Origin of the sequence: Rossellomorea vietnamensis, assembly GCF_025398035.1 — a bacterium.
GTDB lineage: Bacteria > Bacillota > Bacilli > Bacillales > Bacillaceae_B > Rossellomorea > Rossellomorea vietnamensis_B.
In genome coordinates this window covers 2,643,527-2,658,403 of the sequence record NZ_CP104558.1, presented here as the reverse complement: position 1 = coordinate 2,658,403, position 14,877 = coordinate 2,643,527, and the positions used below count along the sequence as shown (strand labels likewise).

At 39.2% G+C, this 14,877-nt stretch carries 16 protein-coding genes; all 16 read left to right on the top strand.

Annotated elements, in window-relative coordinates:
- The 16 genes from N5C46_RS13645 to N5C46_RS13570 are packed head-to-tail and all read left to right on the top strand — an operon-like array spanning position 1 to position 14,874.
- The gene (locus N5C46_RS13645; RefSeq protein ID WP_261749093.1) at positions 1–1,830 is read left to right on the top strand and encodes a polysaccharide biosynthesis protein; all 1,830 of its coding nucleotides are present in this window, start codon (positions 1–3) and stop codon (positions 1,828–1,830) included.
- A gap of 15 nt (positions 1,831–1,845) precedes the next feature.
- Positions 1,846–2,733, top strand: coding sequence for a UTP--glucose-1-phosphate uridylyltransferase GalU (gene galU / locus N5C46_RS13640; RefSeq protein WP_261749092.1), 888 nt, complete (start codon positions 1,846–1,848; stop codon positions 2,731–2,733).
- Positions 2,734–2,743: 10 nt separating this feature from the next.
- Positions 2,744–3,895 (top strand): glycosyltransferase family 4 protein, encoded by a 1,152-nt coding sequence (locus tag N5C46_RS13635; RefSeq protein WP_261749091.1) that lies wholly within the window; start codon positions 2,744–2,746, stop codon positions 3,893–3,895.
- Positions 3,880–4,998, top strand: coding sequence for a glycosyltransferase family 1 protein (locus N5C46_RS13630; RefSeq protein WP_261749090.1), 1,119 nt, complete (start codon positions 3,880–3,882; stop codon positions 4,996–4,998). Before N5C46_RS13635 ends, N5C46_RS13630 begins: the two co-directional genes overlap by 16 nt.
- Entirely contained in the window at positions 4,995–5,885 is an 891-nt protein-coding gene (locus tag N5C46_RS13625) for a glycosyltransferase family 2 protein (RefSeq protein WP_261749089.1), read from the top strand. Before N5C46_RS13630 ends, N5C46_RS13625 begins: the two co-directional genes overlap by 4 nt.
- A gap of 28 nt (positions 5,886–5,913) precedes the next feature.
- Positions 5,914–6,984 (top strand): EpsG family protein, encoded by a 1,071-nt coding sequence (locus tag N5C46_RS13620; RefSeq protein WP_261749088.1) that lies wholly within the window; start codon positions 5,914–5,916, stop codon positions 6,982–6,984.
- Positions 6,985–7,006: 22 nt separating this feature from the next.
- Positions 7,007–8,122, top strand: coding sequence for an acyltransferase family protein (locus tag N5C46_RS13615; protein ID WP_261749087.1), 1,116 nt, complete (start codon positions 7,007–7,009; stop codon positions 8,120–8,122).
- Positions 8,123–8,147: 25 nt separating this feature from the next.
- Entirely contained in the window at positions 8,148–9,185 is a 1,038-nt protein-coding gene (galE, locus tag N5C46_RS13610; RefSeq protein WP_261749086.1) for a UDP-glucose 4-epimerase GalE, read from the top strand.
- A gap of 58 nt (positions 9,186–9,243) precedes the next feature.
- Positions 9,244–9,435 carry a YwzD family small protein gene (locus N5C46_RS13605; protein WP_261749085.1) on the top strand — a complete coding sequence of 64 codons (192 nt, stop codon included), beginning with the start codon at positions 9,244–9,246 and terminating at the stop codon, positions 9,433–9,435.
- Positions 9,419–10,003, top strand: a complete 585-nt coding sequence (locus tag N5C46_RS13600; RefSeq protein WP_272501237.1) for a sugar transferase — start codon at positions 9,419–9,421, stop codon at positions 10,001–10,003. The genes N5C46_RS13605 and N5C46_RS13600 overlap by 17 nt, the downstream gene beginning before the upstream one ends.
- 1 nt (position 10,004) lies before the next feature.
- Positions 10,005–10,649, top strand: coding sequence for an acetyltransferase (locus tag N5C46_RS13595; protein WP_261749083.1), 645 nt, complete (start codon positions 10,005–10,007; stop codon positions 10,647–10,649).
- 18 nt (positions 10,650–10,667) lie between these two features.
- Positions 10,668–11,837: an aminotransferase class I/II-fold pyridoxal phosphate-dependent enzyme gene (locus N5C46_RS13590; protein WP_261749082.1), complete on the top strand. Its 1,170-nt coding sequence runs from the start codon at positions 10,668–10,670 to the stop codon at positions 11,835–11,837.
- Positions 11,838–11,861: 24 nt separating this feature from the next.
- A complete protein-coding gene (locus N5C46_RS13585; RefSeq protein ID WP_261749081.1) occupies positions 11,862–12,209 on the top strand; it encodes a helix-turn-helix domain-containing protein in 348 nt (115 codons plus the stop codon).
- A 26-nt stretch (positions 12,210–12,235) separates the two neighbouring features.
- Complete coding sequence (locus N5C46_RS13580; protein WP_261749080.1) at positions 12,236–12,976, top strand: glycosyltransferase family 32 protein; 741 nt, start codon at positions 12,236–12,238, stop codon at positions 12,974–12,976.
- Between the two features lie 12 nt (positions 12,977–12,988).
- Positions 12,989–13,621 (top strand): acyltransferase, encoded by a 633-nt coding sequence (locus N5C46_RS13575; protein ID WP_261749079.1) that lies wholly within the window; start codon positions 12,989–12,991, stop codon positions 13,619–13,621.
- A complete protein-coding gene (locus tag N5C46_RS13570) occupies positions 13,618–14,874 on the top strand; it encodes a glycosyltransferase (protein WP_261749078.1) in 1,257 nt (418 codons plus the stop codon). Before N5C46_RS13575 ends, N5C46_RS13570 begins: the two co-directional genes overlap by 4 nt.
- Positions 14,875–14,877 lie beyond the last annotated feature (3 nt).

The following is a 14,877-nucleotide window of genomic DNA, read 5'->3' as shown; positions in this document are numbered from 1 at the left end:
ATGACCTACAGGCAGAGATTATCTCTATTCATTCTAGTTGATTCACTCATTGTCCTGACCGCTGTCTTCGTCAGCAAAATGCTGACCGGCTCCACCATCCAAGTCATAACCCTTCCTGTTGTCATCAGCTCTATTACAATGCTCATCAGTCACCAAATCTTTTCAATGAAGCACAAACTTTATAAGAAAGCATGGGAATATGCAAGCATAGGGGAATTATTAATCATTTTTAAAGTAGTGAGTTACTCGGTGCTATCAGGAGCGATGGTTCAACAAGTAGCACTGCAGGAAATTCAATTTAGACTTCTTGCTGTTACCTGGATGCTTCACTTGATGCTCATTGGAGGTTCAAGGTTTGTATGGAGAGTCTATCGAGACACCTTTATCTCCATGGTGGATAATCGAAAACGGACATTGGTGGTGGGTGCCGGAGCTGCCGGAACAATGGTAGCGAGACAGCTTCTAAAGAACGAAGGGGATCTTGTCCCGGTTGCATTCATTGATGACAATATCAGAAAGCAGAAACTGGACATATTAGGCATACCCGTCGTCGGCGGCGTGGATCGAATTGAAAAAGCAGTAGCTCAATATGACATTGAGCACATCATTATTGCCATTCCTTCCCTCAGCAAACAAGAGCTGAATACCATCTTCCAGGAATGCTTGAAAACCAAGGCGAAGACGCAAACCCTTCCGATGCTGGAGGATTTGATCACTGGGAAAATTTCCGTCAATCAATTCCGTGATGTACAGGTTGAGGACTTATTGGGCAGGGATACAGTGGAAATCGATATGTCCAGCATCTCTGAATATGTCACAAACAAAGTGGTACTTGTATCAGGTGCAGGGGGCTCTATAGGTTCTGAAATCTCCCGCCAGATTTCTCAATTCAATCCGAAGCAATTGATCCTCCTCGGGCATGGAGAAAACAGCATTTATTCCATTGAGATGGAGCTGAAAGAATCATTTGCAGGAAAGAGAATTGAGTTCATCCCTGTCATTGCTGATTTACAGGATGAAAAGAAGATGATTCAAGTGATGAATGAATACACTCCGGATGTAGTCTATCATGCAGCTGCCCATAAGCATGTGCCTCTCATGGAGAGAAATCCGGAAGAAGCAGTAAAGAACAATCTTATCGGTACAACAAATATTGCGAAAGCGGCAAGCTGGAGCGGAGTCAAAACCTTTGTCATGATCTCCTCCGACAAGGCGGTTAATCCGACGAGCGTCATGGGCGCGACGAAACGGCTGTCTGAAATGGTCATTCAGAGCATGGATCAAACGAGCTCAACGCGTTTTGTGGCCGTCCGATTTGGAAACGTATTAGGCAGCAGGGGTAGCGTCATTCCTTTATTTAAGAAACAGATCGAAAAAGGGGGACCCGTTACGGTCACCCATCCCGATATGGTCAGGTACTTCATGACCATTCCGGAAGCATCAAGACTTGTCATTCAAGCGGGGGCCCTGGCTCAAGGAGGGGAAATCTTCGTATTGGACATGGGTGAACCGGTGAAAATAGTTGATTTGGCAAAGAATCTGATCAAGCTCTCAGGTCATTCCATCGAGGAAGTCGGACTGAAGTTTACAGGGATGAGACCAGGGGAGAAGCTATACGAAGAACTTCTGAAGGATGAAGAAATCCACGAACAGCAAATTTATCCGAACATCTATATAGGGAAAACCGCACATCTTTATTTAGAAGAAATCGATGAAATCATCGAAACCTTTAATGATATGGATCGAGTTGCGCTAAGGGAAAAATTAGTTTCGCTAGCCAATACAAAGGAAATCATTGAACCGAAGCCAGTCATGTCGATATCAAGCTAATAGGAGTGAGAATCAATGAAGGTTAGAAAAGCAATCATCCCCGCTGCTGGACTTGGAACAAGGTTTCTTCCAGCTACAAAGGCCATGCCTAAGGAAATGTTACCGATTGTGGATAAACCAACGATTCAATACATAATCGAAGAAGCCATTGAGTCGGGAATTGAAGATATCATCATCGTCACGGGAAAGGGAAAAAGAGCCATCGAGGATCACTTCGATCATTCATTTGAACTCGAACAAAATCTTCTCGATAAAGGCAAGTTCGAACTATTATCAGAGGTTCAAAAGTCTTCAAAACTTGTAGATATCCACTATATCCGTCAAAAGGAACCAAAAGGATTAGGGCATGCCATCTGGTGCGCCCGCAAATTTGTGGGAGACGAACCGTTCGCCGTCTTACTTGGCGATGACATCGTAAGGGCTGAAACCCCATGCCTTAAACAAATGATCCAGCAATACAACCGGTACCAATCTTCCATTTTGGGAGTTCAAACCGTAAATAATGAAGAAGTATCCCGTTACGGAATTGTTGATTCTAATCAAATCGGTGACCGATTCTATGGAGTGAACGGGCTTGTGGAAAAACCGCTTAGAGAAGAAGCCCCTTCGAATCTGGCGATCATGGGTCGATATATCCTCAGTCCGCGAATCTTCGATGTGCTTGAAAATCAGCCACCGGGAGCGGGAGGAGAGATCCAGCTGACGGATGCCATTGCCGAACTGAATCATCACGAAGCGGTATACGCCTATGACTTTGAAGGGACCCGTTATGATGTGGGGGAGAAAATGGGCTTTATCCAAACGACGATTGAATTCGCTTTACAGCGGGACGATTTGAAAGCCGAGTTGCTGGATTACCTATCAACCGTCATGGACAGGGAACTAGCTAAGAAAGTGGAATGAGGTGATGGGAATGGTTTATTCAATCCTGTTTTGCGCAACCGTCGACTACCATTTTAAAGCTTTCCATTTACCTTATATGAAATGGTTCAAGGAACAAGGCTGGGAAGTTCATGTAGCGGCAAGTGGTGAAAACGAGCTTCCTTATGTAGATAAGAAGTTTACGATTCCGATCCAGAGATCACCGTTTTCTCTGACTAACATAAAGGCCTACCAAGATCTAAAAGATATCATTGAACACCATCAGTATAGGCTGATTCATTGCCACACCCCTATGGGAGGAGTGCTGGCTCGATTGGCAGCTCGAGGGGCAAGAAAGAATGGTACAAAGGTCATCTATACCGCACATGGATTTCATTTTTGCGAGGGTGCGCCCATTCAAAACTGGATGCTTTATTATCCCATTGAAAAAATGCTGTCACGGTATACAGACTGTCTTATTACGATTAACAAAGAAGACTATAACTTGGCCAAACACCGATTCGATATTCCCTCCATTGAACATGTTCAAGGAGTGGGGGTGAACACCGAAACCTTCCAACCTATTTCTGAAAAGGATAGAGCAGAAAGAAAGAAGTCATTTGGATATCAACCAGATGACTTTTTACTATTTTTTGCTGCCGAATTCAACCAGAACAAAAACCAACAAATGCTGATTAAAGCGTTAGCCTCCATCAAAGAAGAGGTTCCAAACGCAAAGCTGTTGCTTGCAGGGGAAGGAACCTTGCAGAAGACATGCAAGGAGCTGGCAAAAAGGTTGGAAGTGGAACATATGGTCCGTTTCCTGGGATTTCGAAAGGATATACCTGAAATCCTCCCTATGTGTGATGTGGCGGTTGCATCAAGCCTGCGTGAAGGACTTCCGGTAAATATTATGGAAGCGATGGCTTGTGGGTTGCCTGTGGTGGCAAGTTTGAATCGGGGGCACCGGGAGTTGGTGAAGGACCATCAAAATGGTTGGATTGTATACCCAACAGATATTGACGGCTTTTCGAATAAGCTTAAACTCCTTGCTGTGTCAGAAGACATCAGAAGGCAGATGGGAATGACCGGAAGAGGCATGATTGAGAGTACCTTTAGTGTCCAACGAATAGTAAATGAAAAAAGTCGAGTCTACCAATCTTATATGAAAGAGAAGGAGGTGGAAAAATGGGCAGTCCATTAAGAGTTCTGCATGTGGTCGTGAATATGAACCGGGGCGGAGCGGAGACACTGATTATGAATCTGTACCGGAATATCGATCGAACGAAGGTTCAATTCGATTTTTTAACATGTAAAGAAGGTGTTTTCGATTCTGAAATTCTTGAGATGGGCGGAAAGATCCATAGAATTTCCTACGTGACAGAAGTGGGGCACTCAGGGTATGTGGAGGAATTAGATATGTTCTTTAAGGAACACTCCTATTATCAAATCGTTCACTCACATCTGGATAAGATGAGTGGGCTGGTGTTAAGAGCTGCCAGGAAAGCGGATGTTCCTGTGAGAATCGCTCATAGTCATAATACCCAGAGTGAGGGAGGCGCAGGGGCAAAGGTTTATAAATGGTTAGTCGGCCAGCAGATAAAACGGAGTGCGACTCACTTATTTGCTTGTTCAAATGCTGCCTCTAAGTGGTTGTTCGGAAATCAGGCAGATAAAGCACAGCTTATAAAAAACGGAATCGAGTTCGATAAGTTCCAATTTTCCTTCTATATTCGAAATCAGGTTAGAGCTGAACTTCAGCTGAATAAAGAAACGTTAGTTTTAGGTCATGTTGGAAGGTTTTGTGAACAAAAAAATCATATGTTCTTACTCGAAACCTTTGCCGAGATTCACAAAAAGATACCCGATTCAAAGCTAGTCCTGGTGGGGGACGGACCTTTAAAAGGGAAGATCAACGACAAAATAAAAAGCCTGCATTTACAACAAGCGGTCATGGTTCTGGGCGTAAGGGAAGACATTCCTTATTTACTACAGGCATTCGACACTTTCATGTTTCCCTCTTTTCACGAGGGTCTTCCGGTTACATTGATTGAAGCACAAGGTGCAGGGTTACCGTGTTATATTTCAGAAACCATTACAGATGAAGTAGATATGGGAAATGAGTTAGTCCGTTTCTTACCTATTACAAATAAGAGTGTTTGGGTGGAACAGATAGTGAATGAGAAACATACACAGACAGCCAGAAATGTCTCACATGCGGCTCTTACTCTTAAAGGATATGACATTCGTAAAACAGCTGAAGATACTGAGAAGTCATACATCATGCTGGGAGGGAGAACGGGATGAAGCAATTAACGGTCTTCACTCCAACCTATAATCGAGCATACTGTCTTGGTAAGTGTTATGAAAGTCTAAAAAGGCAAACCAATAAAAATCTCACATGGCTGATCATTGATGACGGGTCAACAGATCATACAAATGAACTTGTGGCAAAATGGATCAAGGAGGAACATGTTCACATTATCTACCACTGGCAGGAAAATCAGGGCATGCATGGAGCCCACAATACCGCCTATCAGTTAATCCATACAGAGCTGAACGTATGCATTGATTCTGATGATTATATGCCAGATGATGCTGTTGAAAAGATCCTGTCGTTTTGGAATGATCATGGAAGCTCTAAAGTAAGTGGAATGATTGGGTTGGATGCCTACCATGATGGGGATGTCATCGGCACAAGGTTACCAGACACAGTCGGTTCTTCCACCTTATTCGATTTATATAATAAATACGGAGTAACAGGGGACAAAAAATTAGTCTACCGCACAGAGTTAACGAAGAAATACCCTTATCCAATCTTCTATCAGGAAAAATACGTCGGCCTTGCCTATAAGTATTTCATGCTTGATAAGGAATATAAAATGCTTCTGATGAATGAAGTGATTTGTCGTGTGGAATATTTAGCTGACGGGTCTTCAGTCAATATGTTGAATCAGTATCGGAAGAATCCCAAAGGGTTTGCTTTTTACCGGAAGGAACTGATGAAATTGCCATTCGCCAGTACTACGTTTAAATTTAGGCAGGCGATTCATTATGTGTCGAGTAGTTTACTAAGTAGAAATCGGAACTTTCTAATAGAAACCCCGCATAAGTCACTCACATTTTTAGCAATTCCATTGGGATTTATATTATATATATATATTATTAGTAAGACAAAAACGATCATGAGTTGATGATAACAGAGCGGAAAGGGTTTTATTAATGACTGTGTTATGGTTGAATCTTTTATTGGTTTTCATTTTCGCCTTTTTTGCACGTTATTCAGCTGTATTTGCTAATGGTGTCTACTTTAATATAAAACCGAATAAGCTTTTGGTCATGTTAACCTTATTAACCTTGGTGTTAGTATCTGGATTGCGTATAAATATGGCAGATACTTATTTTTATATGCATTCATATGTAATAACCCAGTTTTCTTGGGAAGGAGTGTTTGGACAAAGGGACTTTGGTTTCTATATACTTCAACTCCTCTTGAAAAAATATGTATCTACTGATCCCCAAATTCTAATATTTATTACAGCATTACTTACGAATTTTTTTATTGTATTAGTGTTATATAGATATTCTAGAATGCTTGAATTAAGTCTATATGTATATATTACCGGGGGCCTTTATTTAACTTCCATGAACGGAATGAGACAATTCTTAGCTGCTGCAATTATCTTCATAGCAACAAAGTACATTTTTGATGGGAACTGGTTAAAGTATATATCTTTAGTTATTTTAGCATCTACCTTTCATCAAAGTGCTTTAGTACTAATTCCAATATATTTTTTAGTAAGAAGAAAGGCGTGGACAAAAACAACTCTTGTCTTGTTGTTAATATCAGTCCTAATAGTAGTGGGATATAATCAATTTTCCGAGTTGTTATTTAAGGCAATTGATAATACTCAGTACGGGGGATATGACAATTTCACAGAGGGTGGAGCCAATATACTTAGAGTAATAGTACACTCTATACCGGTAATAATAGCTTATATAGGGAGGGAGAGATTAAGTGAATTATATCCTAAAGGTGATTATATAGTTAATCTAGCTCTATTAGGTTCAATTTTCTTAATCATCTCAACTCAGAACTGGATATTTGCAAGGTTCAATATTTATTTTGGGCTTTATCAAGTCATACTAATATCCTGGGTAATCAAGTTATTTGGGAAAAAGGATCAGAGGATCATATACCTTGGAGTTATAGTGTTTTACCTGATTTATTTTTATTATGAGTGCGTAATATCATTTGGGACAGTTTATCAAAGCGATTACATTAACTTTTAGACTAAAGGAGGTACTGATTTAAATGAAAAATTTTATTGCTGGAAAATTGACTAGACTAGATTCATTAACCTCCTTTAGGTTTATTGCTGCATTAATGGTGTACTTATTTCATGTGGGAATTTGGTCGGAATTTCAAACAGGATATATAGGCGTTAGCTTTTTTTTTATACTTTCAGGTTTCATATTGACCTATAACTACAGTAATAAGTTAATTCACTTAGACAAAAAAATGGTTGGAAAGTTTTATATAGCAAGATTTTCTAAAATATACCCCATCCATTTGTTAACTTTTTTCTTAGCAGTACCTTACTATTTTTTTATTCCATTAAAGCATGAACCTATATTATATGTGTTCCAAGCCATTACGAATATAACTTTAATCCACAGTTGGATTCCGTTCGGTAACATTTCATTCAATGGAGTGTCCTGGAGTCTATCAAACGAAATGTTTTTTTATATGATTCTACCTTTAGTTATAATGTGTGGCTACAAGTTTAGGACTAAAAAGTTAGTACTTGGAGTAGTTATTGCTGGCTTTAGTCTATTATTACTTACTACATTAATCTTATTACCTCCAACTAACAATTTCTCAAGATGGTTTGCCTATTACTTCCCAGTAACAAGAAGTTTGGAGTTCATAATTGGTATATTCTTGGGGTTTGTATTTTTACGAACTAAGAACTTAAAAATGAATGTACCTAGAGGCATTTTTACAACTATTGAAGTCATCACTTTAAGTTTATTGATTCTAATTATAATACTCTCACCAAATGTTCTTCAGAATTTACGTTATGGAATGGTGTTTATTCCTTTTATGGGTTTACTAATAATTGCTTTTGCTTTTCAGAAAGGGCTATTATCCCGTCTACTTTCTAATAAGGTATTAATATATCTAGGAGAAATTAGCTTTTCCTTCTATATGATTCATAATTTAGTTCTTTCATATATCTTCTTTTTATGGAAGCCGCAGATTAACCAAAATTTGTTGATAGTTATTTGCCTACTATTATCTATAATCTTGTCATCAATTATGTATCATTTTTACGAAGAACCAATGAGAATAAAAGTAAAGAACAGACTAGGAAGTAAGTTTTCGACTGATCAAAGTGTAGTAGAGACAAATAAAAAGGTTGTTTGAATAATTTTTGAAGAGGAGAGAATTTATGACGATATTAATTACCGGAGGAGCAGGTTATATCGGAAGCCACACGTGCATTGAACTACTAAATGCAGGTCATGACATTATCGTAGTAGACAATTTTTCAAACAGTAAACCTGAAGCACTCAAAAGAGTTTCTGAAATCACGAGAAAGTACTTTCGAACATACTGCCTGGATTTACAAAACCGGGAAGGTCTGGAAAAGGTATTTACAGATAACGAGATTGAGGCGGTGATTCATTTTGCTGGCTTCAAGGCGGTTGGGGAGTCAGTTCATTTTCCCCTTAAATATTATGAAAACAATATGAACAGCACCATCACTCTCTGTGAAGTCATGAAAAAGTTCCATGTAAATAAACTCGTATTCAGTTCATCAGCAACTGTATACGGTGTGACGGATACGGTACCGATTACAGAGGAGAGCCCTTTAAAGGCGACAAATCCATATGGTCGGACAAAGCAGATGATTGAAGAGTTATTGCAGGATCTTTATGATTCTGACCGTGAATGGAGCATTGCCCTGCTTCGTTATTTCAACCCTGTAGGGGCTCATGAAAGCGGTCGAATCGGTGAAGATCCAAATGGAATCCCCAATAACCTCATGCCATATATTTCTCAAGTGGCGATTGGGAAACTGGAAAAACTTCAAGTGTATGGTGACGATTACCCAACAGTAGACGGCACCGGAGTAAGAGATTATATTCATGTGGTCGACCTGGGCCTTGGTCATGTCAAAGCTCTGGAAAGAATGCTTACTACCAGAGGAATCGATGCATATAATTTAGGCACCGGGAAAGGATACAGTGTGCTTGAAGTCTTATCAGCATACGAAAAAGCAGCTGGGAAAACCATTCCATATACCGTAGTGGAAAAACGGCCGGGAGATGTAGCCGTTTGTTATGCTGATACATCAAAAGCGAAAGAAAAACTAAACTGGGAAGCGGTTAAAGGAATTGATGAGATGTGTAAGGATTCTTGGAGATGGCAACAACATAATCCGTTTGGCTATGAGAAACAATCCAAAATGTTAGTGAAGAACTAGGTACAGGTGCTACTCATAGCAGCTGCTTTTTTTTATGTTCAGTGTAAGGAGAAGAAATATGAATCTAACTGAAAATCTAACACTCGAGGATCTTCAGGAGCTTTTAAAAATAATATATCAAAAGGGTATTCAATCAGAAGAAGTGAATACAAGTGAATTTCTAGATGAAATAAAAGAAAGCATCATCTCCCTCTGTACTACAAATGAGATCATCAAGGAAGTGATTTCAAATGATCAAACGAATGATTGATATTAGTGTTTCAATGATTTTACTTTTGATTCTTATCCCGATTATGGTTCCGATCATGTTATGTATCAAGAATAAAATGGGATCACCTATAGTGTTTTGTCAGCAACGGCCAGGGTTATACGGGAAACCATTCATCCTATATAAATTAAGAACGATGTTAAATGGTGATGATATAGCGGATGAACTGAGATTGACTCCTATTGGAAGGTTTCTTAGAAAGTATAGCCTTGATGAATTTCCCCAGTTAGTCAATGTGCTGAAGGGTGACATGAGTTTAGTGGGTCCCAGGCCATTGTTAATGGAGTATCTGCCACTATATTCTGAAGAACAATACATTCGGCATCACGTGAAGCCTGGAATAACCGGATGGGCTCAGGTGAACGGGAGGAATGCGATCTCATGGGAAGAAAAATTCTTATTGGATATTTGGTACGTCAAGAACCAAAGTTTCCTTCTCGATATGAAAATCCTTGCCAGAACCTTCTTCAAAGTGATCAAAAAAGAGGGAATCACCGGTCAGAATCATGTAACGATGGAAAAGTTCAAAGGGTCGAAAGAAGTGGTCTGATATGAAGGTCGTAATAATCGGAAATGGCGGGCATAGTAAAGTCGTTCAGGAGATGGTGATAAGACAGGGGTACAGTCTTCATGCCATATTAGATGACAAATATGAACGTGAGCAGATTATTGACGGGATTGTGTATGCTCCATTGTCTTCTATTCATAAAATACTGGATCAAGAGACCCAAGTGGTCGTAGCGATTGGCAGTAATATGGTTAGAAAGCGGGTGGTAAGTAAGTTAAAGCTCCCTGGTGAGCGGTATTTAACCGTTATTGATCCTACTGCAGTAGTAAGCAACTCGGCAGCCGTTGGATATGGAACAGTTGTCATGCCAAAAGCAGTGATCAATGCAGATGCCCACATCCATGATCACTGTATCATCAACACCGGAGCTGTTATTGAACATGATAATTTAGTATGGGATTACTCACATATTTCCCCTCATGCCACATTAACAGGAAACGTAACAATCGATGAAGGTGTACATATAGGGGCTGGTGCTACAATCATTCCTGGTGTAAAAATCGGGGAGTGGTCGATCATTGGAGCCGGGGCGACAGTCATTCGATCTGTCCCTGCCCATAGTAAGGCAGTGGGGACACCAGCCAGGATCATCAATAGGAGCATTGGAGCAGTGAAAGATATCATGTAGAGAAAAGGTGGTTGTTAGATGAAGAAGCCGAGAATCTACCTTTCCCCTCCCCATATGAGTGGAAGGGAACAAGAATATATTAAGGAAGCCTTCAGGACCAATTGGATTGCCCCATTAGGTCCGAATGTGGACGCATTTGAAAAAGAACTAGCCTCATACGTAGGAGCCAGTGAAGCGGTGGCCGTTAATTCGGGAACATCCGCCATCCACTTGGCTCTTTCTTTATTGGGAGTCACCCGGGGAGATATCGTTTTCTGTTCAACACTGACATTTGTGGCGAGTGCGAATCCCATACTATATCAAGGGGCAGAAGCGGTTTTTATAGACTCGGACTACGATTCCTGGAATATGTCCCCACAGGCGCTTCAACGGGCATTACAAGATGCTGCTCTTCAAGGAAAGCTTCCAAAAGCCGTCATCATTGTGAACTTATATGGTCAAAGTGCGAAAATGGATGAACTTCTTACTCTCTGTGAACATTATCAGGTCCCAGTTGTAGAGGATGCAGCCGAGTCACTGGGATCCACTTATAAGGGAAAACCTAGCGGGACATTTGGTCATTATGGAGTCTACTCATTTAACGGGAATAAAATTATCACAACATCCGGCGGGGGCATGCTGGTTTCCAATGATGTTGAATCCTTACGGAAAGCACGATTCCTCGCTACCCAGGCAAGAGACCCGGCCCCATATTATCAGCATAGCCAGGTAGGTCACAATTACAGACTGAGTAATATCTTAGCCGGTGTGGGGAGAGCCCAATTGGAAGTAATCGATGAAAGGGTAAAAGCCAGAAGGCTCATATTTGAACGTTACCGGCAATCCCTATCCCATATCCCGGGTATCTCATTTATGCCGGAATTAGAAAACAGTATGACAAACAGATGGCTTACAACCCTTACCATTGATGAGAAAGAAACAGGAATAAAATCATCTCAGTTAATAGAAGCAATGGAAAAAGAAAATATAGAAGCACGTCCAGTATGGAAACCTCTCCATCTGCAGCCGTTATTTAAGGAGGCATCTTTCTTCTCTCATAGTGAAGATGAAGATGTCGCTCAGCAACTGTTTTCCAGAGGTGTTTGTCTTCCATCAGGGTCAAGCATGACGGAAGAAGAACAAGGGAGAATTGTTGAGTGTGTAATGAATACGATTGAGGGTGTGTACGCAAGGCAGGGTATAATATGATGTCAAAAATATGAGGTAATGAGAATGATAGGTTCAAATATAAGTACAATTCGAAAACGCAGAGGGCTTACTTTATCCGAACTTGCAGATCGGGCAAATGTTTCAAAATCCTATCTGAGTAATTTAGAGAGGAACTTAAATAAGAATCCCTCTATTCAAGTCATAGAGAAAATCTCGACTGTATTGGACGTGGAATTAATGACGATTCTTCAATTCAATGCACCTGAAGACAACAGGGAACTCCTTGAAAGCGAATGGCTGGACTTTATTAATGAATTGAAGGATTCAGGGATTGAGAAAGAGCAATTACAACAGTATAAAGCGGTGATTGAATTTATAAAATGGCAGAATCATAAGGTTGAGGAAAAATAATATGTTGGGAGGAGGAGAATGCTCTGATGAGCAATAACATACCTAGTACGATTCATTATTGCTGGTTTGGAGGAAAGGAAAAGCCTGAAATAGTAAAAAGATGTTTGGATAGTTGGGGAAAACACTTACAAGATTACGAAATAATTGAATGGAATGAAAGCAATTTTAATATTGATCAAAATGCATATGTAAAACAAGCTTTTGATTATGGAAAATATGCATTTGTCAGTGATTATGTAAGAGTGTATGCGCTGTACCATAACGGGGGGATATATTTAGATACAGATGTAGAAGTTTTTAAATCCTTCGACGATCTATTACACCATGAATCTTTCTGGGGATTCGAGCAAGGAAACTTTATTGCAACCAGCACAATTGGAGCAACAAGAGAGAACCGCTTAATCAAATCATTTTTAGATTCATATGAATCAAGGACATTTATTAAAGGTGACGGAAGTTTGGATGAGTTGACTAATGTAGCTACCGTCACAAATATTTTAATAGATATGGGACTAAAACGGGATGGGAACTATCAAGAGATTAAAGGTATAGGAGCATTTTATCCTCAATCCTTTTTTTCTCCCTACGATTACATCAATTGTAGATCCTTAAAAAATGAAAATACGTATGCTATGCATCATTTTTATAAAAGCTGGTTACCGTTAAAAGCTAGAGTGAAAAGCAGTTTAAAAAACAAAATAGCATTACTAATTGGTGGAGATAATATAGCAAGATTAAGAAGGTTTAGTCACAAAAGCACTAATTGAAGGGGAATTGAAATGATTAAAATTCTCACAAAAACGATCAATACAATCATGAATGATATTCATAATAGGGGGTTATTTATTACCTTATATATGAATATGTCTCACTTTATTGGGGTACTAAGAGGTTTCTTGTTTAAAGTAATATATTCAAAAAATATTAAATCAACAATCTTCTCTTTACAGTCCAATAGCAGTATTGAAATCTTTAACAAATCATCTAGACTGTATATTGGGAAATTTGCTTTTATCCGCAAGAACGCCAGTATAAGGATTGATTTCAATGGTCTTCTTACAATAGGAGATAAAGTCTTTATAAATGATAATTGCACTATCAATTGCGTAAAACATATCTCAATCGGTAAATTCACCAAAATCGGACCCAATGTTTCTATTAACGACCATGATCATAATTATAAAAATCATTCAAATGGTCATTTGGTCAAAGGAGATGTGTATATTGGTGAAAATGTGTGGATTGGCTCTAACGTAGTAATTGTTAGAGATACTTTTATAGGAGATAACGCAGTCATTGCAGCTGGGAGTGTTGTCAAAGGGAAGGTCCCGGCTAATTCATTATATCTTAATAAACGAGAACCAATTATTAAACCCTTCACAACAGGAGAAAAAGTGAGGGAGATATTATGAAAAAAAATATTTTAATTGCGGTTTATAGCATGGGAATTGGAGGAATCGAAAAAAGTTTAATTAATATGCTAAGCAGCTTTGATTATAGCAAGTATAATGTTGATCTTTTTGTTTTTGATCATTCAGGGGAACTACTGAATGATATACCCGAGGAAGTAAACCTATTACCAGAAATTCCGAATTACTCCGTGTTTAGAAGGCCAATTAAGCAATGTCTAAAGGAAGGTGAAATATCCACTTCGATTATTAGGGTGGTCAGTAAACTACTTGCAACAGTTGAAGCCAGGCTGAAAAAATTCAAGGAAGGACCTGGATACATTCAGATGCAATTGTCTTTTAAGTATTCCAGTCTCATTATGCCTAAAATAAAAAAGGAGTATGAGGCTGTTATTAGTTATTCCTGGCCTCATGACATTATATTTAGAAGCGTGAAGGCGGAGAAAAAAATAGCCTGGATTCATACAGACTATAGTCAGTTAGAAATTAATCATTCAGTTGATTTCAAAGCTTGGAAAAAATTTGACTATATCGTATCTATTTCAGAGGATGTGACAAAAGCTTTCCTCACTCAATACCCTTCATTGCGCAGGAAAATAGTATTATGTGAGAATATCACTTCCCCAGAAGTTATTAAACAATTATCTGGACATGATATCGAGGGATATGATCTGGATACTTTTAAGATACTCTCGGTAGGAAGACTTTCTTATGTGAAGGGGTTTGATATAGCGATCAAAGCTTTGAAGTTGGTACATGAGAAAGGTTTAACGACAATTAAGTGGTATGTCATTGGTTATGGAGGGTATGAGGAAGAACTGAAAAAAATGGTGAACGATTATGGGTTAAATGAATCTTTTGTTCTGTTAGGGAAAAAAACCAATCCATATCCATTTTTGAATAAATGCGATTTATTTATTCAGCCGTCCAGATATGAAGGAAAAGCGGTTACAGTGACGGAAGCTAAGATATTGGGTAAACCCATTTTACTTACAGATTACCCCACTTCTCGCAGTCAAATTGAAGAAGGGAAGGAAGGGATCATTTGCGATATGAACCCTGAAAGTTTAGCTGATTCTATAGAAGAACTATATAAAAATACTCAACTTAGAGAGGGGCTGTGTTCATACCTTCGAAAACAGGATTTTAGCAATTCCGTTGAATTAAAAAAGCTTTACTCACTATTGGAGGGGGATATTAGGAAAGAAGAACCCATGAATGCTGTTAGCGTCCCAATAAGAAAAGGGGGGATTTAATTC